Raw genomic sequence first — 20,066 nt, forward strand, 5'->3', positions numbered from 1 at the left:
AGAAGGGGAGGACTTAGCCCATGACAAGTCTTCACCCGGCAAATGCGCAGCGGTCCGAAGGGACCGCTGCTGCCCCGCTCGCTATCGAGCTTGTCGGCATCAACAAGCATTTCGGCCCGGTCCACGCCAATCGTGACATCCACCTCGCGGTGCGCCGCGGCACGGTGCATGGCATTGTCGGCGAAAACGGCGCCGGCAAATCGACCCTGATGTCGATCCTTTACGGCTTCTACACCGCCGACAGCGGCGAAATCCGCGTCAATGGCGCGGTGCAGCACATCACCGATTCCCGCCACGCCCTCGCCCTCGGCATCGGCATGGTCCACCAGCACTTCATGCTGGTCGATAATTTCACCGTGCTTGAAAACGTGGTGCTCGGCGCAGAGGATTCCGCCCTGCTTGCCCCCCACGCTCTCCAAGGCGCGCACTCAGCTCAAGGCTCTTGCGCGAGACTACGGCCTCGAAGTCGATCCCGACGCCATCATCGAGAACCTCTCTGTCGGCCAGCAGCAGCGCGTCGAAATTCTGAAAGCGCTCTATCGCGGCGCCGAAACCCTCATTCTCGACGAGCCCACCGGCGTTCTGACACCCGACGAGGCCGATCACCTCTTCCGCATCCTCGGCAAACTGCGCGACGAAGGCAAAACCATCATCCTGATCACGCACAAGCTGCGCGAGATCATGGCCATCACCGATGAAGTCTCGGTCATGCGCCAGGGTGCCATGGTCAAAACCCTGACCACCAAGGACACCTCGCCCGGCGCATTGGCCGAGCTCATGGTCGGCCGCCGCGTGCTCCTGCGCGTCGAAAAAGGCCCCGCCAGCCCCGGCAAGGTGTTGCTCGATGTCGAAAACCTCGTCGTCACCGACGATTTCAAGGTGCCCCGCGTCAAGGGTGTGAGCTTCCAGGTCCGCGCCGGCGAAATCGTCGGCATTGCCGGCGTGGCCGGCAATGGCCAATCCGAACTGCTCGAATCCATCGCCGGAATGCGCGATCAGCTCCTGGGCACCATCCGCCTCAATGGCGAAGTGCTCAGCCTTGAAGGCGATGATGGCGCTGCCCGCGCCCGCGCCGCCGGCCTTGCTCACGTCCCCGAAGACCGCCTGCGCATGGGTTTGGTGACCACCTTCTCCGAGTGGGAAAACTCCATCCTCGGCTACCAGCATTCCTACGGCACCGGCCCCGGCCTCGATATCGCCATGGCCCGCGCGACGGCCGAAGAATACATCAAGAAATTCGACATCCGCCCGCCCAATCTGGACCTGAAGACAGCCAATTTCTCCGGCGGCAATCAGCAGAAGATCGTTCTGGCGCGCGAAATGGAGCGCAATCCAGACGTGCTCATCGTCGGCCAGCCGACGCGCGGCGTCGATATCGGCGCCATCGAATTCATCCACAACCAGATCATCAAGATGCGCGATGCCGGCAAGGCCATCCTGCTCGTCTCGGTGGAACTCGATGAAATCCGCTCGCTCGCCGATCGTATCCTCGTGATTTTCGACGGCCACATCGTGGGCGAAGCCGACCCGGCCACGGCAGACGAAACCGAACTTGGGCTGCTCATGACCGGCTCGCACGCTTCTTCGGGCAAGGAAACCAACTGATGACCGCATTGCCTCGCTGGGCCGACGTCGTCCTCCTGCCACTGCTCAATGTCGTGCTGGCCTTCATCGTCGGCGGCCTCATCGTTCTCGCCGTCGGCCAGAACCCGCTGCAGGCCGTGGGCATCATGCTTTATGGCGCCTTCGGTTATGGTTCGGGCTTCGGTTACACGCTCTACTATACGACCGACTTCATCTTTGCCGGGCTCGCCGTGTCGCTGGCCTATCACGCGGGCCTCTTCAATATCGGCCCCGAAGGCCAGGCCTATGTCGGCGGCCTCGGCGTCATCCTCATTGGCCTGGCGCTCAATGGCACGCATTGGGCCATCGTCTTCCCGCTGATGATCATCTGCGGCGGCGCCTTCGGTGCGCTCTGGGCCTTCGTTCCCGGCTATCTGCAAGCCAAGCGCGGCAGCCACGTGGTCATCACCACCATCCTCTTCAATTTCATCGCCGCCTCGATGATGGGCTTTCTCATCTCGCGCGTGCTGAAACCCGAAGGCGTCAATTCCGACGAAAGCGCCCCGCTCGAAGCCATTACCCGCGTGCCGCAACTGCGCACCTTCATCGAGCTCTTCAAGAATTCGCCGGTCAACCTGACCTTCTTCCTGGCGATTGCCGCGCTGGTTTTCATCTACTGGCTGATCTGGCGCACCAAGTTCGGCTATGCCGTCCGCGCGCTGGGTAAAAACCCGGTCGCCGCCAATTATGCCGGCATTTCCAACCAGAAGATGATCATGATCGTTATGGCCATGTCCGGCGTTCTCGCCGCCATGGTTGCGGTCAACAATGTCGGCGGCGTCCAGGGCCGTCTCATTCTCAACTTCGTCAATGGTGCCGGTTTCGTCGGTATCGCCGTGGCCTTCATGGGCCGTGGTCACCCGGTCGGGGTCGGCCTCTCGGCCTTGCTCTTCGGCATCCTCTACCAGGGCGGTCAGGAATTGGCCTTCCAGATGCCCGGCATCACCCGCGAAATGATCGTCACCATTCAGGCCCTCGTCATCCTCTTTACCGGCGCCATGGGCGACATGCTGCGCGCGCCCTTGGCGCGGTTGCTTGTCCGGTCTGACGCACCGACGGGAGCCAAGTGATGGAACAGTATTTCGTCGACATCACCCTCATCCTCGACTCCACCGTCCGCCTGGCGGTGCCGCTGATCCTGGCCTGTCTCGCCGGTCTCTATTCCGAGCGCGCCGGCATTGTCGATATCGGTCTTGAAGGCAAGCTGCTGGCTGGCGCCTTTGCCGCCGCCGCCACTTCCGCCGTCACCGGTTCAGCCTGGCTCGGTCTACTCGCCGGCATCGGCGCGGCCCTGATGTTCTCGGGCATCCATGGCCTTGCCTCGATCAATTTCAAAGGCAATCAGACCATTTCCGGCGTGGCGCTCAACTTCCTCGCCGCTGGTCTGACGACCTTCCTCGGCCAGTCCTGGTTCAAGCGCGGCGGCTACACGCCCCAGCTGTCCGGCGACCAGCGTTTCAACCCCATCACACTGCCCTTTGCTGAACAGCTGCGCGAAGTCCCGATCCTCGGCCAGATCTATTACGAGCTGATTTCGGGCCACAATATCATCACCTATGTCGCCTTCATCGCCGTGCCGGTGACGGCCTGGGTCCTGTTCCGCACCCGCTTCGGCCTCCGCCTGCGCGCCGTCGGCGAAAATCCCAAGGCCATCGACACGGCCGGCATTTCGGTCACGCGCCTCCGCTATCAGGCCCTGATCATCACCGCCGTCCTCGTCGGCATCGGCGGCGCTTATCTCTCGATCGCTCAGTCGGCCGGGTTCAACAACAACATGTCCGCTGGCCGCGGCTATATCGCGCTTGCCGCGCTGATCTTTGCCAAATGGCGCCCGGGCCCAGCCTTGCTGGTCTGTCTGATGTTCGGCTTCCTCGATGCGGTCCAGTTCCGCATTCAGGGCCAGGTCTTCCCCATCATCGGCGAAGTCCCGGTCCAGGCCATCCAGGCTCTGCCCTATATCCTGACGGTGATCCTGCTCGCCGGCTTCATCGGCCGCGCCGTGGCGCCAAAGGCTTCGGGCATTCCCTATACCAAGGAGCGCTAGTTCCTTCGAACCATATGGGCACTTCACCGCCCCACCCACGATTGTCACCCCGGCGAAGGCCGGGGCCCATCCTGAGATCTCAAGATGGATCCCGGCCTGCGCCGGGATGATGGCCGGTGGTTTTGTATGAAGGTCTATCGGACGTAAGAGTTATGGCAATCACAGACACCGACGAGGCCCTGTTCGCGGCCGCCGAAGCCATTCGCGCAAAAGCCTATGCGCCCTATTCCAACTTCCACGTCGGCGCCGCCATTCTCGCCGATGACGGCAAGATCTATTCCGGCTGCAATATCGAAAACGCCGCCTACCCGCAGGGCAATTGCGCCGAAACCTCGGCCATCGCCGCGATGATCGCTGGCGGCGCCAAACGCATCAAGCGCATCTACGTCACCGGTCCTGGCCTCTCTCCCGTCACCCCCTGCGGCGGCTGCCGCCAGCGCATCCGCGAATTTGCCGATCTCGATGTGGAAGTCATCTCCCACGGCGTCGATGGCGAACCGCTGGTGCAGACACTTGGGCAATTGCTGCCCCACAGTTTCGGTCCGGAGTTTTTAGGCAAATGACCAAAGCCGCCAAAACCATCCAGAAGATCGCCGGCAAAGACCCCATCTCCGCCGCGCTGGTCCTCGGCTCCGGCCTTTCAGCCATTGCCGATACGCTCGAAGACCGGGTGACCATTCCCTATTCCGAGCTGAAGGATTTTCCCGGTGCGGGCGTTTCCGGCCATGGCCGCGATCTCGTCCTCGGCATCATGGGCGGCAAGCGCATCGCCATCCTCACCGGCCGCGAGCACTATTATGAGCATGGCAATCCCGCCGCCATGCGCCCGGCGCTCGAAACCATGGCCGAGCTTGGCGCGCAAACCCTGCTGCTGACCAATTCGGCCGGTTCGCTCGACCAGCGCTTCGCCCCCGGCGACCTGATGCTGATCTCCGACCACATCAATTACAACGGCCTCAATCCCCTGATTGGCGAGCCGACCGACCGTCGTTTTGTCAACATGGTCGACTGCTACAACCCCGACTACCGTGCCAAGGCGAAAGCCGCGGCGGAGCGTCTGGGCATTGCGCTCGGAGAAGGCGTATACTTCTGGTACTCGGGCCCGAGTTTCGAAACGCCGGCCGAAATCCAGATGGCCATCCGCCTCGGTGCCAACGCGGTCGGCATGTCAACGGTCCCGGAAGTGATCCTTGGTCGCTTCCTGGGTATGAAAGTCTGGGCCTGCTCGTCCATCACCAATATGGGCGCAGGTCTTTCGAGCGAAAACATCAGCCATGAACATACCAAAACCATGGCGGTGCAAGGGGCGGCAAAGCTGCAAAAGCTGATCCCCGCCCTGGTGGAGGAGCTATGAGTCTCAAAGTCGTCGACAGCACGCAGAGCCACGAGCCCGCGCACAAGCGCAATCCCGGCTATCCGCTCGACCTCGATTGGGTCGAACGCGTCCGCATGAACCGCTCGGCCCTCGAGCGCCGCGCCGGCTCCATTGGCGCCCGCCGCACGGTCAAGAAGGACTACCAGCTCGCCTGGCTCCTCAAAGCCATCACCCTGATCGACCTGACGACACTCAATGCCGACGACACCGCCGGCCGCGTCGAGCGCCTCTGCGCCAAGGCCCGCAATCCCCTGCGCAGTGACATCGTCGAAAAGCTCGGCGTGCAGGACCTCCGCATCCTCCCCGGCGCCGTCTGCGTCTACCACACCTTCGTCAAAACCGCCGTTGATGCATTGGAAGGCACCGGCATCCCCGTCGCCGCCGTTTCGACCGCCTTCCCGCACGGCCTCGCCCCCGTCGAAACCAAGATTGCTGAGATCGAAGCTTCGGTAAAAGATGGCGCCAAGGAAATCGACATCGTCATCGAGCGCGGCATGGTCCTGCGCGGCGACTGGCAGGCGCTTTACGATCAGGTCCGCGCTTTCCGTAAGGCCTGCGGCGACGCCCACATCAAGACGATCCTCGGCACCGGCGAACTCGCCACCCAGACCAACATCGCCAAGGCCTCGCTCGTCTGCATGCTGGCCGGTGCCGATTTCATCAAGACCTCCACCGGCAAGGAAAAGGTCAACGCCAATCTCGTCACCTCGCTGACCATGATCCGCATGATCCGCTGGTTCGGCGAAGAGACCGGCATCGAAATCGGCTACAAACCTGCCGGCGGCATCGCCACAGCGGGTGATGCGCTAAAATATATGGCGCTGATGAAGGAGGAGCTGGGTACGCGTTACCTCAATCCTCATCTCTTCCGCTTCGGTGCTAGCAGTCTGCTAACCGATATAGAGCGCCAGCTAGAGCACGGGCTAACCGGCCACTACGCTGCAGATTACCGTCAGCCGATGGTGTGATGAGTGTTGGGCATAGCCCACAAAACAGTCCGGTGGACTGTTTTGAACGAAGAACGCCCGGAGAGCTATGCTCGCAGGGCCCGGCCCAGCCACCCGCACGGGAGCTATAGATGAACAAGATCGCGCAAATCTTCGAAACCCTCGAATACGGCCCCGCACCCGAAACGCCGGACCAGGCAAATGCTTGGCTCGACAGGAAAAATCGCAAGTTCGGCCACTTCATCAACGGCACTTGGACCGAGCCCGGCAAGGCCTTTGCCTCGACCAATCCGGCCAATGGCGAGAAACTCGCCGAAATCACCGACGGCACCTCTGCCGATGTCGATTTGGCCGTCAAAGCCGCCCGCGCTGCCTTCCCGCTCTGGAGTGGGCTAAGTGGTTATGAGCGTGGGAAATTTCTCTATTCCATCGCCCGGATGATCCAGAAGCACAGCCGCCTTTTCGCCGTGCTCGAAACCATGGACAACGGCAAACCCATCCGCGAAAGCCGCGATGCCGATATCCCCTTGGTAGCACGGCATTTTTACCACCACGCCGGCTGGGCCACGCACCTCGAACGCGAATTCCCCGACCACGCCCCCTACGGTGTCTGCGGCCAGATCATCCCCTGGAATTTCCCGCTCCTGATGCTGGCCTGGAAGATCGCCCCGGCCCTCGCGGCCGGCAATACGGTCGTCCTCAAACCCGCCGAATTCACCTCGCTCACCGCGCTGCTTTTCGCTGACATCTGCGAACGCGTCGGTCTCCCCAAGGGCGTCGTCAACATCGTGACAGGCGAAGGAGATACCGGCGCGGCGTTGGTAAACCATTCTGACGTCGACAAAATCGCCTTCACCGGTTCGACCGAAGTCGGCAAGATCATCCGCGCTGCGACCGCCGGATCGGGCAAGGGCCTCTCGCTCGAACTGGGCGGCAAGTCTCCCTATATCGTCTTCGAGGACGCCGATCTCGACAGCGCCGTTGAAGGCCTGGTGGAAGCCATCTGGTTCAACCAAGGCCAGGTCTGCTGCGCCGGCTCGCGCCTCCTCGTTCAGGAATCGATCGAAGAGCGCTTCATCGCCAAGGTGAAGAAGCGCATGGCCAACCTCCGCGTCGGCGATCCCCTTGATAAATCAGTCGATATCGGCGCGCTGGTCGCCCCGGTCCAGGTCGAGCGCATCCGCGACCTGATGAAAAAGGGCGTCGCCGAAGGCGCCGTGGTCTATGAGCCCGATGGCGCTGTTCCTGCCAATGGCTGCTTCCTGAAGCCAGCCCTCGTGACCAATGTCTCGCCCGCTAACACCCTTGTGGCAGAAGAGATTTTTGGCCCGGTCCTCGTCGCCATGAGCTTCCGCACGCCCGAGGAAGCGGTGGCTCTCGCCAACAACACCCGCTACGGCCTCGCCGCGACGCTCTGGAGCGAGAACATCAACCTCGCCCTCGACATCGCACCAAAACTGAAAGCCGGCGTCATCTGGATCAACGGCACCAACCAGTTCGACGCCGCTGTCGGTTTCGGTGGCTACAAGGAATCCGGCTACGGCCGCGAAGGTGGCCGCGAAGGGATGGGGGCTTACCTGAAACCCAAGTGGGAGAAGGACTTAAAGCCCGCTCCCGCCGCCAAGTCGGTCCCGGCCAAAGCCGCGAACCCGCTCGACGCCGGCCATCTCGACCAGACGGCCAAGATGTATATCGGCGGCAAGCAGGCACGCCCGGATAGCGGTTACAATCGCCCGGTCCACGGCGCCAAGGGCGATCTTGTCGGCGAAGTCGGCGATGGCAATCGCAAGGATATCCGCAACGCCGTCGAAGCAGCCCGCGCAGCCCTCGGCTGGGGCACGGCTGCGGCCCACTCCCGCGCGCAAGTGCTTTATTTCCTTGCCGAAAATCTGGACTACCGTCGCGATGAGTTCGCCGCGCGCATCAAGGCACAAACGGGCGAAGATGGTACCAAGGAAGTCGACCAATCCGTCGAACGTCTCTTCGCCTTTGCCGGCTGGGCCGACAAATACGATGGCGCCGTCCACAATCCGCCCATGCGCGCCGTCGCCGCCGCCATGGTCGAACCGCTTGGTGTGATCGGTGTCGTCGCGCCCCCCTCGCGCCCGCTGCTCGGCTCCGTGGCCCTCATCGCTCCGGCTCTCGCCATGGGCAATACAGTGGTGCTGGTCCCCTCCGACCGCTCGCCGCTCTCGATGACCGACTTCTACCAGGTGCTCGAAACCTCCGACATGCCCTCGGGCGTCGTCAACATCGTCACCGGCGAAAGCATCAGTCTTGCCAAGACTTTGGCCGAGCATGATGGCGTCGACGGCCTCTGGTTCGCCGGTCCCGCCGACGGCTCCGCCATGGTCGAAAAGGCCTCGGTCGGCAATCTCAAGCAAACCTGGACCAGCCGCGGTCTCTACTATGACCTCGCTGATCCACGTTTTGCCGGGGACTATTTCCTCGGCAAGGCAACGCAGGTGAAGAACGTCTGGATTCCCTACGGGGCCTAATCCGTTCAATCGGCCGGCACGTCTCGGATAGCGAGCGTGCCGGCCGGAGCCCCGTAGACAAATCGAGCTGAAACTCGAAGCAACACCTGTCCCGCGTTAGGCGGTGGGGAGGGGTGGAGCAACAAGCGCGCAAATCGCAAAGGGCCGGAAAAATGGTCTTTCTCCCCCAGGAAGTGATCCTCAGGAAGCGCAATGGCGAAAAGCTTCCCAAGGAAGATATCGCCCGCTTCATCGCCGGCTTCGCCGAAGGCACCGTGTCTCACGCGCAGGCCGCCGCCTTCGCCATGGCAGTCTATTTTCAGGACATGAGCATGGATGAGCGCGTGGCGCTCACCCTCGCCATGCGCGATAGCGGCACCGTGCTCGATTGGTCCGACCTCGATGGCCCGGTGGCCGACAAGCACTCAACCGGCGGCGTCGGCGACAATGTCTCGCTAATGCTCGCGCCGATACTCGCTGCCCTCGGCATTTACGTGCCGATGATTTCCGGCCGTGGCCTCGGCCATACGGGCGGCACGCTCGACAAGTTCGATTCCATCCCCGGCTACCAGACCCAGCCGGACAATGCTCTGTTTCGCGCTGCGGTAAGAGAGGCCGGCTGCGCCATTATCGGCCAGACCGCCGACCTCGCTCCAGCCGACAAGACGCTCTACGCCATTCGCGACGTCACGGGCACGGTCGAATCCATTTCGCTGATCACCGCCTCGATCCTCTCGAAAAAGCTCGCTGCCGGCCTCGGCGCGCTGATCCTCGACGTGAAAACCGGTTCCGGCGCCTTCATGCCGACGCTTGAGGCGTCACGCGATCTGGCCAAAAGCCTCGTCAGCGTCGCCAATGGCGCAGGCCTCAAAACCGGCGCCCTGATCACCGACATGAACGAGCCGCTTGCCAGCGCCGCGGGCAATGGCCTCGAAATCCGCAACGCAGTCGATTTTCTCACCGGCGCGCATCAGGACATCCGCCTCAAGGAAGTTACCCTGGCCCTCTGCGCCGAGGTCGTCCTGATGACGGGCGCCGCCCAAGACATTGGCGCGGCGCGGTCCAAGGTCGAGCAAGCACTCGATAGCGGCCAGGCGCTCGAACAGTTCTCCAAAATGGTAACAGTCCTCGGTGGACCCTTCGACTTCGCCGAGCGCATGGATGGTTATCTCACCCCGGCCCCGATCATCCGTGATGTCTTTGCCGAAGGGCAGGGGACTGTGGCCGAAATCAACACGCGCGGCGTCGGCATGGCGGTTGTGGCCCTTGGCGGCGGCCGCACGACACCAACCGACAGGATCGATCATCGTGTCGGTTTCGATCGCCTCCTCGGCCTCGGCGCCAAGGTAGACAGCCAGACACCCATCGCCCGCATCCACGCGCGCGACGAGGCTTCGGCAATCGATGCGGAAGCGCGTCTACGTGCCGTCTATCGCTTTGGTGCGGCCACGCCAGAATTCCCGCTCATCGCTGACCGCATCGCCCCAACGGAGTAAATCTATGCCCCGCGCCATTGTCTGCCTTCTCGACAGCGTCGGTATCGGCGGTGCGCCCGATGCTGCCGCCTATGGCGATGTCGGCTCCAACACTGCCGGCCACATCGCCGAATGGGCGGCGGCGGGAAAGGCTGATCGCCCAGGCCTGCGCTCCGGTCCGCTCCATGTTCCGAATATGGATGCGATGGGCCTTGGGGCTGCCATCAAACTATCGACCGGCGTTCTGCCACCCGGCCTTTCCGACACGCCCAAGGGCGGCCGTTTCGGTGTCGGTCGCGAGGTTTCCAAGGGCAAGGACACGCCTTCGGGTCACTGGGAAATTGCCGGTGTTCCCGTCCCCTTCGACTGGGGCTACTTTCCGCAGACGGAGCCAACCTTTCCGCCCGAGCTCATCGAAGAGTTCATCCGCCGCGCCAATCTGCCGGGCATTTTGGGCGACAAGCACGCCTCTGGCACGACTGTTATCGCCGAGCTGGGCGAAGAGCACATCCGCACTGGCAAGCCGATTTGCTACACATCCATCGACTCTGTCTTCCAGATCGCTGCGCACGAAAGCCATTTCGGGCTCGAGCGGCTCTACGAGATCTGCAAGATCGCCTTCGAACTGACCGCGCCGCTCAATATCGGTCGCGTCATTGCCCGCCCCTTCATTGGTGAAACCGCCGAAACCTTCAAGCGCACTGGCAATCGCCGCGATTTCGCGATCTCGCCACCCGAACCGACCCTGCTCGATCGCAACGAAGCGGCTGGAAATCAGGTCTACGCGATCGGCAAAATCTCGGACATCTATGCCGGCTCCGGCGTAACCCATAAGCTGAAAGGCACCGGCATTCCGCAGCTCTTCGACAAGACGCTCGAAGCCATGGAAATGGCTGCGGACCGCGCTTTCATCATGACCAATTTCGTCGATTTCGACTCTGAATATGGCCATCGCCGCGACGTGCCCGGCTATGCCGCTGCGCTCGAACTCTTCGACTCGCGCCTGCCCGAACTGATCGCAAAAATGCGCCATGACGATCTGCTCATCCTGACGGCCGATCACGGCAATGATCCAACCTGGCCGGGCACCGATCATACCCGCGAACAGGTGCCGATCCTGGTCTTTTCCCCAGCCCTGCCCAAGGGGGAGATTGGCATTCGCCCAACCTTCGCAGATATTGGCGAAAGCATAGCCGCTTGGCTCGGCCTCGCGCCCGGCCGCCACGGCAAATCTTTCCTGTAATTGAGCGTTTCCAGCAAAAAGTGGCAGCCGGTTTTGCGGTTCGGAAACGCGGCGAAAAAACAAAGGTGATCGATATGAGCAAGATGGTTGGCAATGTCACGGTCATCGATCACCCGCTGATCCAGCACAAGCTGACGATCATGCGCAACAAGGAGACCTCCATCGCCGGCTTCCGGCGGCTCCTGCGCGAAATCGCTCACCTGATGTGCTACGAAGTCACGCGCGATCTGGAACTGGAAATGATCCCGATCGAGACGCCGATGTCGGCGATGGACTCGCCGGCGATCAAGGGCAAGAAGCTGGTCTTCGCCTCGATCCTGCGCGCCGGCAATGGTCTCCTCGATGGCATGCTCGACCTCGTCCCAGCCGCGCGCGTCGCCCATATCGGCATCTATCGCGACCACGAGACGCTTGAGCCGGTCGAATACTATTTCAAGGCGCCGTCCAATCTCGAAGACCGCCTGATCATCGTGGTCGACCCCATGCTGGCGACGGGCAATTCTGCAACCGCCGCAATGGAAAAGCTCAAGGAGCGCGGCGCCAACAATATCCGCTTCCTGTGCCTCCTGGCGGCGCCCGAAGGCATCAAGAACTTCTCGGCCGCGCATCCCGATGTGCCCATCTACACCGCATCGATCGACAGCCATCTCAACGAGAAGGGCTACATCATTCCCGGTCTTGGCGATGCCGGCGATCGCATGTACGGCACCAAGTAGCAGTCCCGCGCGCGAAAGGCGCGGGGCTCTCTCGTTGCTCGCCCAGCCCAAACCAAGAGATCAAAATATGGCCAAGCTCGCCCATTCGATGATCCGCGTCATCGATGAAGACCGCTCCGTTGACTTCTATCGCCGCACCTTCGGGCTCGAAATCGTCAATCGCATCGAATTTGCCGACTTCACCCTAGTCTACCTGGCCCAAGAACTCGATGGCTTCGAGCTTGAACTGACCATCAATCATGGCCGCACCGAGCCCTACAATCTCGGCGATGGCTATGGGCACCTCGCGGTTGTCGTCGACAACCTCCAGGCCGAGTATGACCGCTTCACCGCCGAGGGTTTCGCCGTCGGCAAGATCGTGGATTTCAAGAACGGCAATGTGCCGGTGGCGCGCTTCTTCTTTGCCACGGACCCAGACGGCTACAAGATTGAAGTCATCCAGAAGGGCGGCCGCTTCCAGTAGCCGTTCCGCAGTCCCAAATGAAAAACCCCGGATCGCTCCGGGGTTCTTTTTTCATTTTGCCTTGAGCGGCAGGCCGAGGGCAATCAGTTCGGCGCGCAACTGTGCCGGCTCCTTGAAATGGATGCCATGCATGCCGAACTTGCGGGCGGCGACGATATTGGGCTCGTTGTCATCGATGAAGACACAGCTATCGGGCGCAAAGCCGTAGCGTTCGCAGAAGACGCGATAGATGCGCGGATCGGGCTTTACCAGGCCCTCAAGGCCCGAAACGATGACGCCGTCGAACTTTTCGAGGAAGGGCCATTCGCCGAGGCAGCTCACCCACTTCTCCCAGGAGAAGTTGGTGATGGCAAAGGTCGGAATATCCTGCTCGATCAGCTCGTTGTGGATGTCCACCGTACCGTGGATGAAATCGCCGAGCGTTTCCTTCCAGCGCAGATCAAAAGCCTGGATTTCGCGCCAGTACTTCGGGAAGCGCGTAATCAGCTTGGCAACGCCCTCGGCATAGATTTCGCCGGCGTCGAATTCGAGGTTCCAGTCGCCGGTGCAAATGTTCTGGTGGAACCAGAGCGCGTCCTCTTCACTCTCGAAGAGCTTGCGGAACAGGTACATCGGGTTCCAGTCGACGAAAACGCCGCCCAGGTCGAAGACAGGGATGATGGTGTCGTTCATGCTCGTGATGGGGTCGGAGAAAGGAGCTTCGCTTGTGGCACGGCCGTGGCAGGGCGGCAAGCTTTGGTGGGGGGCGCTAGTTCACCGTAATGGTGCCGCCAAAGCGCGGCATGAACAGCGCCGAGCGATGCAGGTCGAGCTCGTTCTTGAAGACTACGCCCAGGAGAGGGCGGTAGCTATAGCGCGTTTCCGCGGCGATCACGGTCTGACCAGTGGCGATGGCGATCATTTCCTCAGGCAGGGCATACGGCGCGTCTTCGGAAGCGTCGGGCACCTCGATCGACAGCACGTTGTTTTCGAAGTGGGCCGACCAGGCAATCGTGGCTTCACCTTGATCGGAAACGGAAACGGCCGTTACCGTTTGAACGAGCTTTGACACGTCATAGGGCGCCATGATGCTGGCCGCAGCATCGAAATAGTCGTCCAACTGGGCCCGAGGAAGTGTCTTGTTGGCGCGGGCGACGAGGTCGCCCAGTGCACCAGCTACAGATTGCACCTTGCGATCGGCGGTCAGCAGGGCGGCCGCCTCCGTACAGCCGAGATAGACGCTGAGCATGAGTGGCACGACCAGTGCGAATTCGACTGCCGCTACGCCAGTCTCCCGTCGCAAAAATGCTCGCAGTGTGTCGAGGAAACCTTTTCCAGCCGGGCGCATCAAAAGGGCTCGTTTCGGAAAACGGTGGCAGCGCTCAGGAGCGCCCGTCCATCCGGAAGCCTGTTGGGAGAGTAGGGGAACTGCAGGAGGGAAGGGTAGCGGTAGTGAACCTGCACGAGGACCACACTTGATGACCCGCCGGGGGTCCAGACTTCCGGATCCGTCCAGTCGCAATCTTTTTCGCAGGTAAGGTCGAGCGGGATGGAATAGTCAGCCGATTGGAAATCGTCGATCTGTCGCACGGTGACATGCATGTCGGCACAATCGCCGAACAGGCCATAAAGCCGGTCGCAAACGGTTTTCTTGTAAGTGTCAACTGTCCAGCGATCCTGCTGGGCCTGACCGACGCGAATGCTGCGGCTGGCGTCATAGACGCTGCTTTCCATCACCTGGGCGGCAAAAAACTGCAGGGAGGTTTCGAGGATGGCCGTCAGAATGGCGAAGAAGATCGGCGCCAGAATGGCAAATTCGATCATCGTCGCCCCGCGCGTATCGCGCGCCAGGGGATTTGAGCCGCCAGCGTGACATGCCTCGTTCCTGTCCGGGGAAAGCTGGTTGCCTTCCTTATGGCCTGGGAACTTGACGTTTCAACGCTAAGGCTTCGTTAGTATGCCGATACAAATGCAGCGGCTGGTTAAGCAAACCTTGCTCTAATTGGTGGCCGACTGAACCAGTTGCGACGACGCCAGCGCCTGGCTGGTGAAGCCATTGTCATCGCCCATCATGACGGTCGGCTGACAGACGGGCGCGCAGGCAAGCGTAGTTCGCATTTGCCCCTGATAGACCGTCGTTACGCCAGCCTGCATCTGAACGACCTCGATAAGCGTGTCGGCAATGGGTTCGCCAAGGCTGTCGAGCACGATGAGATTGGTCTGGCCATAGCTCTTGCCGGTCAGGATCAGGGTCTGCGGGTCCTGGATGGTGACATCGGCAATGCCCGGATTTCCGACGATCACAGTGGCAGCGGGGGCGCTGATGCGCAGCACGCGGGCCATGTTCACCTTCACATCGATGGGGGCACTGTCCTGGGCCACTGCCGTGGCGGCGCCGAGAAGGACGAGGCCAAGGCCTGTAAGGAAAGAAAGGCGAAACATTGGACCCACCCGCACGGAAACTCGAATCCAAGGATCGCGCGGAATGGTAAACACTTGGCAAACGAGGGGGTTTTGATGTGGATAAGAATAGAGGAAAGTGCACTCAAGTTGTTGAACGGTAATTCAAAACAACGCCGTGCGAGGTGTGGAGTGAATGCGTTCTGTCGAATGCAATCGATCTCGTTAATTCGTTGAAAAGCATAGATTTTTTTAGAAGAAATCGCATGGTTGGAAATACTTCGATTAACGTATTCGCAATCAGTGCTGGCTAGTCTGAACCCATCTTCGCTGTGTGACTGGCCGTGAGGCGTCACTCGAGGACGTGTAAAAAAGGAGCCTGGGACATGAACATTTTCGCACGTTTCGCGCAGGACGAATCCGGCGCCACTGCAATCGAATACGGCCTCATCGCCGCTCTTATCTCTGTTGTGATCATCGGTGCCGTCGCCGCGCTGGGCGGCTCGCTCACCAGCGTGTTCAACGACATCAGTACATGTTTGGGTGACGCGGAAGCTTGTGCCGCTGCCAATCAGGCCCCCCCTGCTGGCGGCTAAGCGCCTCGCTGCATAGCAGTGTTATCGTGATCTGATCGGGAAGGCCTCCATTGGGGGCCTTCTTTTTTCTATTGCTTAACAATTGCCCCCTAATATTTGGCCCGGATAGCCTGGGTGGCCATGATGAAAATTGCGCTGACAAAGTTGAAGCGCTTCGCCGCTGACGAAGGTGGGGCAACTGCAATCGAGTACGCCCTAATCGGTTCTCTGCTTTCCATCGTGATTATCGGGGCAATAGGTGCTCTTAATGGAAGCATGACCGGTATTTACGAGGAAATTCAGAGGTATATCCAGCCCGCCCTCGAAGGCTCCCCGATGCCGGACGAAGAGTGACCCAATGATGAGCACTATTGCCCTTTTCTTCTTCCCCGTTGCGATGGCGATCGCAGCGTCGTCTGATCTCTTCACTATGCGCATTTCCAACAAGTTGGTCCTGCTCCTCACGGTCGGCTTCTTCATTGTCGCCATAGCGATCAATCTGCCGTTGCAGCAATTTGCCATGCATGTGCTCTGCGCGCTCATCGTGCTGGCAGTCGCCTTCGGCCTCTTTGCGCTGCGCCTCATCGGCGGCGGCGACGCCAAGCTCGCTGCGGCGACGACGCTTTGGCTGGGCTTTGGGATGACATTGCCTTACCTCGCCTATGCGGCTCTCTTCGGCGGCGTGCTGACCATCCTGATCCTGGTTGTGCGCGGTATCCCGCTCAATCCCGCTCTTGCCCGCTTCGGCTGGGTTGCGCGGCTGCACAACAAGAGGTCCGGCATTCCCTATGGTATTGCCCTGGCCGTCGCTGGCATCACGGTCTATTCGAACTCCGCCATTTTCGAGCGCCTCGCGGCCTGATCCGTCTTTCGGCGAAATATCGAGGCTCCTGTGTTGGTCGCCGGAGCCTTCTTTTTTGTCGTCGCATCCGCAAATCGCAAGTATTCATAATCTGTTAACCGCAAGCCTTAGCGCTCGATTAACCAAACCTTGACCCTTTGCTTTCATAGTTCACCCGTGGAATTGGGCGCGAGCGCCCGGTGTAACCGGAGTGGGTCATGAGACCAGCACGCATAATCCTGGTGGTAGTGGCCCTGGTCGCAGGCGGACTTGCCGCGTTTCTGGTTGTGCGCACGCGGGCGCCAGCGCCATCCACGGAAGTCGTTACGCAGGTCGTGCAAGAGCAGAAGACGCAGGTTCTGGTCGCCAAGGCACCGATCGGCATGGGCGAGCGGCTCAAGCCCGATACGTTGGAATGGCAGGATTGGCCCGAAGGCGCCGTGCGCCCGGAATATGTCACCGTCGCGGCCATGCCCGACGCGCCTGCCGAACTCACCGGCGCCGTTGCCCGCTTCGAGTTTTTCCCCGGCGAACCGATCCGCGAACAAAAGCTGGTGCGATCCGACCAAGGCTATCTCTCCGCCGTGCTGGCCTCCGGCATGCGTGGTGTGGCTGTTGGGGTCAACGCCGTGTCGAGTGCCGGCGGCTTCGTCGTGCCGAATGATCACGTCGACGTGCTCTTGACCACCTCGACCCCAACGGGCCAGCAGTCCGAAGTGGTGTTGTCCAATGTGCGCGTGCTGGCGATCGGCAAGCGCCTTGGCGAAATGGGCGTCAGCGGCGGCGACGAAAAGGCAGAAAACGATAGCCCGACACCGGAAACCTTCGACAAGAGCACCGTGGCAACGCTCGAACTAACGCCGGGACAGGCAGAAACGCTGATCAACGCTTCGATGCGCGGTCAGCTGAGCCTGACGCTTCGTTCCATCACCGATTTCGGCAAGGGCGCAGATGCGCAGCGTCCCGCCAGCACTAGTCAGGCCGTTCGCGTCATTCGCTTCGGCAAGGAGCAAAGCGTCATGGCCGGCGCGGTGGCCCAGGCTGCACCCGGCACCGAGTTCTCGCCGGTCGGGGAGTTTGCCTCCGACGAGGGCTACTCCGAAGACGAAACTGAAATTCAGGTCGAAGCGGTCGAACCGCAGCTGATGCCGCAATAGGCGGGAGAGCAGAATGACAACAATGATGCAGACCGCACTTCACCCTCTCCGCTTGCTGGCCCTTGCTGGCACGCTATCGTTGTCTACACTCGGTTTGGCCCTGCCAGCCCATGCCCAGTCACAGATCACGGTGGCCTCGACCGCCTATGGCGCCCAGCGCAATCTCGATATCGAGCTCAACAAGTCGATCATCATCGACTTGCCCGCTGGGGTGGCCGAAGTCGTGGTTTCCCAGCCCAGCGTCGCCGCGGCCATCATGCGCACTCGCACTCGTGCCATCGTGCAGGGCATCGGCGGCGGCAATACCAATATCTTCTTCATCGACGACGCCGGTCGCACCATCCAGGTGCTTGACCTGCGCGTCATTCAGGAGCCCTCTCAGGTCGGCAATGCGCTTGAAGAGGCGCTGGCGCGCGTCATTCCGGGCTCTAGGATTCTGGTTGAATCGGTCACCCTCGGCGATAGTACCAATCGCGTCGTGCTCACCGGAACGGTGCTTTCCACAGACGATAAGCAGCGGGCCGAGCAGGTCGCTGTCCAATTTGCCGGTTCTCCCGAAAACGTCGCCAACATTATCGACGTGGCGGGCGCCCAGCAGGTCATGCTGCAGGTCACCGTCTCGGAAGTGAAGCGCAATGTGGCCAAGCAGTTCGGCATCAATTTCGGCGCAGTATTCAATGTCGGTGTCGCGAATGTTCTGCAATTCGCCAGCGCGCTTCCGACAAGCAATATGCCTACCGAAAGCGTGAAAGCCTCCTTTGCGGTCAATGGGAATAGCATCTCCAGCGCGATAAGCGCCCTGGAGGGACGAGGGGCGCTGCGTGTCTTGGCTCAGCCCAACTTGACTGCACTTTCGGGAGAGTCAGCGAAGTTCTTGGCCGGTGGCGAATTGCCCTATCAAACCTACGAAGTTGACGGTGATGGTACGCGCAGACCGACCACCATCTTTAAGCCCTATGGCGTGGAGTTATCTTTCACCCCGACCGTACGATCTAATGGGAACATCACTCTCAAGGTGGATACGTCCGTTTCTGAGCCTCAGGCAGATATGTCGATCACGAAGCGACAGGCCAATACTTCCATTGAGGTGCCGAGCGGCATGACGTTGGCTATTGGCGGGCTTCTTGAGGAGCGGTCGTCCCAGAAGATCAACCAGTTCCCCGGGCTCGGCGATATCCCGATCCTTGGCGCTCTCTTCCGGTCACGCGACTTCCAGACCGAAGAGACCGAACTGGTCATTCTCGTCACGCCCTATCTCGTCAATCCCGTCCCCGCCGGCAGCATCGCCGTGCCGACCGATTATTCGACCCCGGCGAGCGATGCAGAAGCGATCTTCCTCGGCAAGCTCGAAAACCAATATGGCGTGGCCGGCAGCGGCGGCATGCGTGGTGGGTTTAGCGGGTCTGTCGGCTTCGTGCTCGACTGAGCGTTCGATGGTGCAAGGAGTAGTGCAATGAAGAGTTTCCTGACCTCGGATGAACCGGCAAAGCAGGAAGAACCGGCGGCGGAGATCGCGCCCGGCGCGCGCCTCGTGCCACGCGTCACCATCCAGGCCTTTTGCGAGCATTCCCAGACCGCACAACTTGTCGAAAGCGCGGTCCATGATCGCCGCATGTCCAAGGTGGCGCTGACAACGCATAATGGCGGCATTGATGGCGCGGTCGAAACCTACAAGACCAATCCAACGCCCAACCTCATCATCGTCGAGACTGCGCTGCCGCCCGAGGAAATCCCGGGAGCGCTGCAGCGTCTCGCCGAAGTTTGCGACGCGACGACGCGCGTCATCGTGCTCGGTCACGTCAATGACGTGCTGCTCTATCGCGAGCTGATCCGCTCGGGCATTTCCGAATATATCGTGCTGCCGTCCACGGCGCAGATCATCGTCACCGCCATTACCGAGCTTTTTGCCGGCGAGGGTGCGGCGCCCATCGGCCGGACCATCGGTTTTGTTTCCGCCAAGGGCGGGGCAGGGGGCTCGACGGTCGCTCACAATGTCGCCTGGGCCATCGCCACGGTTCTGCGCCAGGACTGCCTGATCATCGATATGGACCTCGCCTTTGGCACGGCTGGTCTCAATTTCAATCAGGACCCGCCGCACGGCGTGGCCGACGCGCTTCTGGCTAATCAGAAGGTCGACCAGACCATGCTTGATCGCCTGATGAGCAAGGCGGCCAATCACATCAATCTCCTCACGGCTCCGGCCATGCTGGATCGGACCTGGGATTTTGAAGAGCGCGAATTCGAGCAGATCGTCGAGATCTGCCAGAAGTCAGTGCCGGTGATCATCCTCGACATTCCGCATGCCTGGAATGCCTGGGTGCGGCACACGCTTTCGACCATCGATGAGGTGGTGATCGTGGCCGAGCCCGATCTCGCCAATCTGCGCAACGCCAAGAACCTGTCGGACACGATCAAGGCTCTGCGCCCGACAGAGAAGGCTCCGAGCCTCGTGATCAATCGGCAGGGCATTGCCCGGCGACCCGAAATCGGCGCGGCCGAATTCGCTTCGTCGGTGGAGTGCAATCTCATCGGCCAGATCGGCTTTGACGCCGCGCTCTTCGGTACGGCAGCGAATAACGGGCAGATGGTTGCGGAGGTTTCGGCCAACAACAAGGTCAACGAGGTCTACCGCAATATCGGCATGCAGGTGACCGGGCGCCAACCGGCGCATGGCGCAGGCAAGTCGGCGGGGCTGATGAAACTGCCGTCCTTCCTCAAGAAGCGGGCGTGATCCGCTTCTAGAGGCAAGCA

Annotated in this window: 20 protein-coding genes and 1 pseudogene; 17 read left to right on the top strand and 4 right to left on the bottom strand. The window is 61.0% G+C overall.

Features of this window, described 5'->3' with window-relative positions; translation table 11 throughout:
* The first annotated feature begins 20 nt into the window (after positions 1-20).
* From NVV77_RS21190 to NVV77_RS21240, 11 genes and pseudogenes are all read left to right on the top strand, one after another.
* Positions 21-1,605: pseudogene (locus NVV77_RS21190) on the top strand (ABC transporter ATP-binding protein).
* Positions 1,605-2,693 carry an ABC transporter permease gene (locus NVV77_RS21195; RefSeq protein WP_295416617.1) on the top strand — a complete coding sequence of 363 codons (1,089 nt, stop codon included), beginning with the start codon at positions 1,605-1,607 and terminating at the stop codon, positions 2,691-2,693. Before NVV77_RS21190 ends, NVV77_RS21195 begins: the two are co-directional and overlap by 1 nt.
* A complete protein-coding gene (locus NVV77_RS21200) occupies positions 2,693-3,667 on the top strand; it encodes an ABC transporter permease (RefSeq protein ID WP_295416619.1) in 975 nt (324 codons plus the stop codon). Before NVV77_RS21195 ends, NVV77_RS21200 begins: the two co-directional genes overlap by 1 nt.
* Before the next feature lie 158 nt (positions 3,668-3,825).
* On the top strand, positions 3,826-4,230 hold the full coding sequence (locus NVV77_RS21205) for a cytidine deaminase (RefSeq protein WP_295416904.1): 405 nt from the start codon (positions 3,826-3,828) through the stop codon (positions 4,228-4,230).
* Positions 4,227-5,021, top strand: coding sequence for a purine-nucleoside phosphorylase (locus tag NVV77_RS21210; protein ID WP_295416622.1), 795 nt, complete (start codon positions 4,227-4,229; stop codon positions 5,019-5,021). The genes NVV77_RS21205 and NVV77_RS21210 overlap by 4 nt, the downstream gene beginning before the upstream one ends.
* A complete protein-coding gene (deoC, locus tag NVV77_RS21215; protein ID WP_295416624.1) occupies positions 5,018-6,010 on the top strand; it encodes a deoxyribose-phosphate aldolase in 993 nt (330 codons plus the stop codon). The genes NVV77_RS21210 and deoC overlap by 4 nt, the downstream gene beginning before the upstream one ends.
* A gap of 110 nt (positions 6,011-6,120) precedes the next feature.
* Positions 6,121-8,487: an aldehyde dehydrogenase family protein gene (locus NVV77_RS21220; protein ID WP_295416626.1), complete on the top strand. Its 2,367-nt coding sequence runs from the start codon at positions 6,121-6,123 to the stop codon at positions 8,485-8,487.
* A 152-nt stretch (positions 8,488-8,639) separates the two neighbouring features.
* Positions 8,640-9,962 (top strand): thymidine phosphorylase, encoded by a 1,323-nt coding sequence (deoA, locus tag NVV77_RS21225; protein WP_295416629.1) that lies wholly within the window; start codon positions 8,640-8,642, stop codon positions 9,960-9,962.
* Positions 9,963-9,966: 4 nt separating this feature from the next.
* Positions 9,967-11,184 carry a phosphopentomutase gene (locus tag NVV77_RS21230; RefSeq protein WP_295416632.1) on the top strand — a complete coding sequence of 406 codons (1,218 nt, stop codon included), beginning with the start codon at positions 9,967-9,969 and terminating at the stop codon, positions 11,182-11,184.
* 83 nt (positions 11,185-11,267) lie between these two features.
* Positions 11,268-11,900, top strand: a complete 633-nt coding sequence (gene upp, locus NVV77_RS21235; protein ID WP_295416907.1) for a uracil phosphoribosyltransferase — start codon at positions 11,268-11,270, stop codon at positions 11,898-11,900.
* Positions 11,901-11,967: 67 nt separating this feature from the next.
* Complete coding sequence (locus tag NVV77_RS21240; RefSeq protein WP_295416635.1) at positions 11,968-12,363, top strand: VOC family protein; 396 nt, start codon at positions 11,968-11,970, stop codon at positions 12,361-12,363.
* A gap of 51 nt (positions 12,364-12,414) precedes the next feature.
* Here NVV77_RS21240 and NVV77_RS21245 read toward each other — a convergent pair whose 3' ends face one another.
* From NVV77_RS21245 to NVV77_RS21260, 4 genes are all read right to left on the bottom strand, one after another.
* Positions 12,415-13,035: an HAD family phosphatase gene (locus NVV77_RS21245; protein ID WP_295416638.1), complete on the bottom strand. Its 621-nt coding sequence runs from the start codon at positions 13,033-13,035 to the stop codon at positions 12,415-12,417.
* 76 nt (positions 13,036-13,111) lie between these two features.
* A complete protein-coding gene (locus NVV77_RS21250) occupies positions 13,112-13,645 on the bottom strand; it encodes a TadE/TadG family type IV pilus assembly protein (RefSeq protein ID WP_295416640.1) in 534 nt (177 codons plus the stop codon).
* A 44-nt stretch (positions 13,646-13,689) separates the two neighbouring features.
* A complete protein-coding gene (locus tag NVV77_RS21255) occupies positions 13,690-14,166 on the bottom strand; it encodes a TadE/TadG family type IV pilus assembly protein (protein ID WP_295416643.1) in 477 nt (158 codons plus the stop codon).
* Positions 14,167-14,340: 174 nt separating this feature from the next.
* Positions 14,341-14,784, bottom strand: a complete 444-nt coding sequence (locus tag NVV77_RS21260) for a pilus assembly protein N-terminal domain-containing protein (RefSeq protein ID WP_295416646.1) — start codon at positions 14,782-14,784, stop codon at positions 14,341-14,343.
* Between the two features lie 344 nt (positions 14,785-15,128).
* Here NVV77_RS21260 and NVV77_RS21265 point away from each other — a divergent pair, with 344 nt between their 5' ends.
* The 6 genes from NVV77_RS21265 (at position 15,129) to NVV77_RS21290 (ending at position 20,046) form a co-directional block, all read left to right on the top strand.
* Positions 15,129-15,338: a Flp family type IVb pilin gene (locus tag NVV77_RS21265; protein ID WP_295416647.1), complete on the top strand. Its 210-nt coding sequence runs from the start codon at positions 15,129-15,131 to the stop codon at positions 15,336-15,338.
* Between the two features lie 120 nt (positions 15,339-15,458).
* Positions 15,459-15,671, top strand: coding sequence for a Flp family type IVb pilin (locus NVV77_RS21270; RefSeq protein ID WP_295416910.1), 213 nt, complete (start codon positions 15,459-15,461; stop codon positions 15,669-15,671).
* A gap of 4 nt (positions 15,672-15,675) precedes the next feature.
* Positions 15,676-16,179, top strand: coding sequence for a prepilin peptidase (locus NVV77_RS21275; protein ID WP_295416649.1), 504 nt, complete (start codon positions 15,676-15,678; stop codon positions 16,177-16,179).
* Between the two features lie 197 nt (positions 16,180-16,376).
* Positions 16,377-17,315, top strand: a complete 939-nt coding sequence (gene cpaB / locus NVV77_RS21280) for a Flp pilus assembly protein CpaB (RefSeq protein WP_295416652.1) — start codon at positions 16,377-16,379, stop codon at positions 17,313-17,315.
* Between the two features lie 13 nt (positions 17,316-17,328).
* On the top strand, positions 17,329-18,741 hold the full coding sequence (locus NVV77_RS21285) for a type II and III secretion system protein family protein (protein WP_295416655.1): 1,413 nt from the start codon (positions 17,329-17,331) through the stop codon (positions 18,739-18,741).
* A 27-nt stretch (positions 18,742-18,768) separates the two neighbouring features.
* Positions 18,769-20,046, top strand: a complete 1,278-nt coding sequence (locus NVV77_RS21290; RefSeq protein WP_295416657.1) for an AAA family ATPase — start codon at positions 18,769-18,771, stop codon at positions 20,044-20,046.
* The last annotated feature ends 20 nt before the right edge of the window (positions 20,047-20,066 follow it).

Source organism: Devosia sp. (genome assembly GCF_024707125.1).
Lineage (GTDB): Bacteria > Pseudomonadota > Alphaproteobacteria > Rhizobiales > Devosiaceae > Devosia.

Coding starts and splice junctions, on each gene's coding strand:
- NVV77_RS21265 (WP_295416647.1), top strand. CDS start 15,129: ATGAACATTTTCGCACGTTTCGCGCAGGACGAATCCGGCGCCACTGCA.
- NVV77_RS21230 (WP_295416632.1), top strand. CDS start 9,967: ATGCCCCGCGCCATTGTCTGCCTTCTCGACAGCGTCGGTATCGGCGGT.
- NVV77_RS21210 (WP_295416622.1), top strand. CDS start 4,227: ATGACCAAAGCCGCCAAAACCATCCAGAAGATCGCCGGCAAAGACCCC.
- NVV77_RS21285 (WP_295416655.1), top strand. CDS start 17,329: ATGACAACAATGATGCAGACCGCACTTCACCCTCTCCGCTTGCTGGCC.
- NVV77_RS21220 (WP_295416626.1), top strand. CDS start 6,121: ATGAACAAGATCGCGCAAATCTTCGAAACCCTCGAATACGGCCCCGCA.
- NVV77_RS21275 (WP_295416649.1), top strand. CDS start 15,676: ATGATGAGCACTATTGCCCTTTTCTTCTTCCCCGTTGCGATGGCGATC.
- NVV77_RS21240 (WP_295416635.1), top strand. CDS start 11,968: ATGGCCAAGCTCGCCCATTCGATGATCCGCGTCATCGATGAAGACCGC.
- NVV77_RS21255 (WP_295416643.1), bottom strand. CDS start 14,166: ATGATCGAATTTGCCATTCTGGCGCCGATCTTCTTCGCCATTCTGACG.
- NVV77_RS21270 (WP_295416910.1), top strand. CDS start 15,459: ATGATGAAAATTGCGCTGACAAAGTTGAAGCGCTTCGCCGCTGACGAA.
- NVV77_RS21260 (WP_295416646.1), bottom strand. CDS start 14,784: ATGTTTCGCCTTTCTTTCCTTACAGGCCTTGGCCTCGTCCTTCTCGGC.
- NVV77_RS21290 (WP_295416657.1), top strand. CDS start 18,769: ATGAAGAGTTTCCTGACCTCGGATGAACCGGCAAAGCAGGAAGAACCG.
- deoC (WP_295416624.1), top strand. CDS start 5,018: ATGAGTCTCAAAGTCGTCGACAGCACGCAGAGCCACGAGCCCGCGCAC.
- deoA (WP_295416629.1), top strand. CDS start 8,640: ATGGTCTTTCTCCCCCAGGAAGTGATCCTCAGGAAGCGCAATGGCGAA.
- NVV77_RS21245 (WP_295416638.1), bottom strand. CDS start 13,035: ATGAACGACACCATCATCCCTGTCTTCGACCTGGGCGGCGTTTTCGTC.
- upp (WP_295416907.1), top strand. CDS start 11,268: ATGGTTGGCAATGTCACGGTCATCGATCACCCGCTGATCCAGCACAAG.
- cpaB (WP_295416652.1), top strand. CDS start 16,377: ATGAGACCAGCACGCATAATCCTGGTGGTAGTGGCCCTGGTCGCAGGC.
- NVV77_RS21195 (WP_295416617.1), top strand. CDS start 1,605: ATGACCGCATTGCCTCGCTGGGCCGACGTCGTCCTCCTGCCACTGCTC.
- NVV77_RS21200 (WP_295416619.1), top strand. CDS start 2,693: ATGGAACAGTATTTCGTCGACATCACCCTCATCCTCGACTCCACCGTC.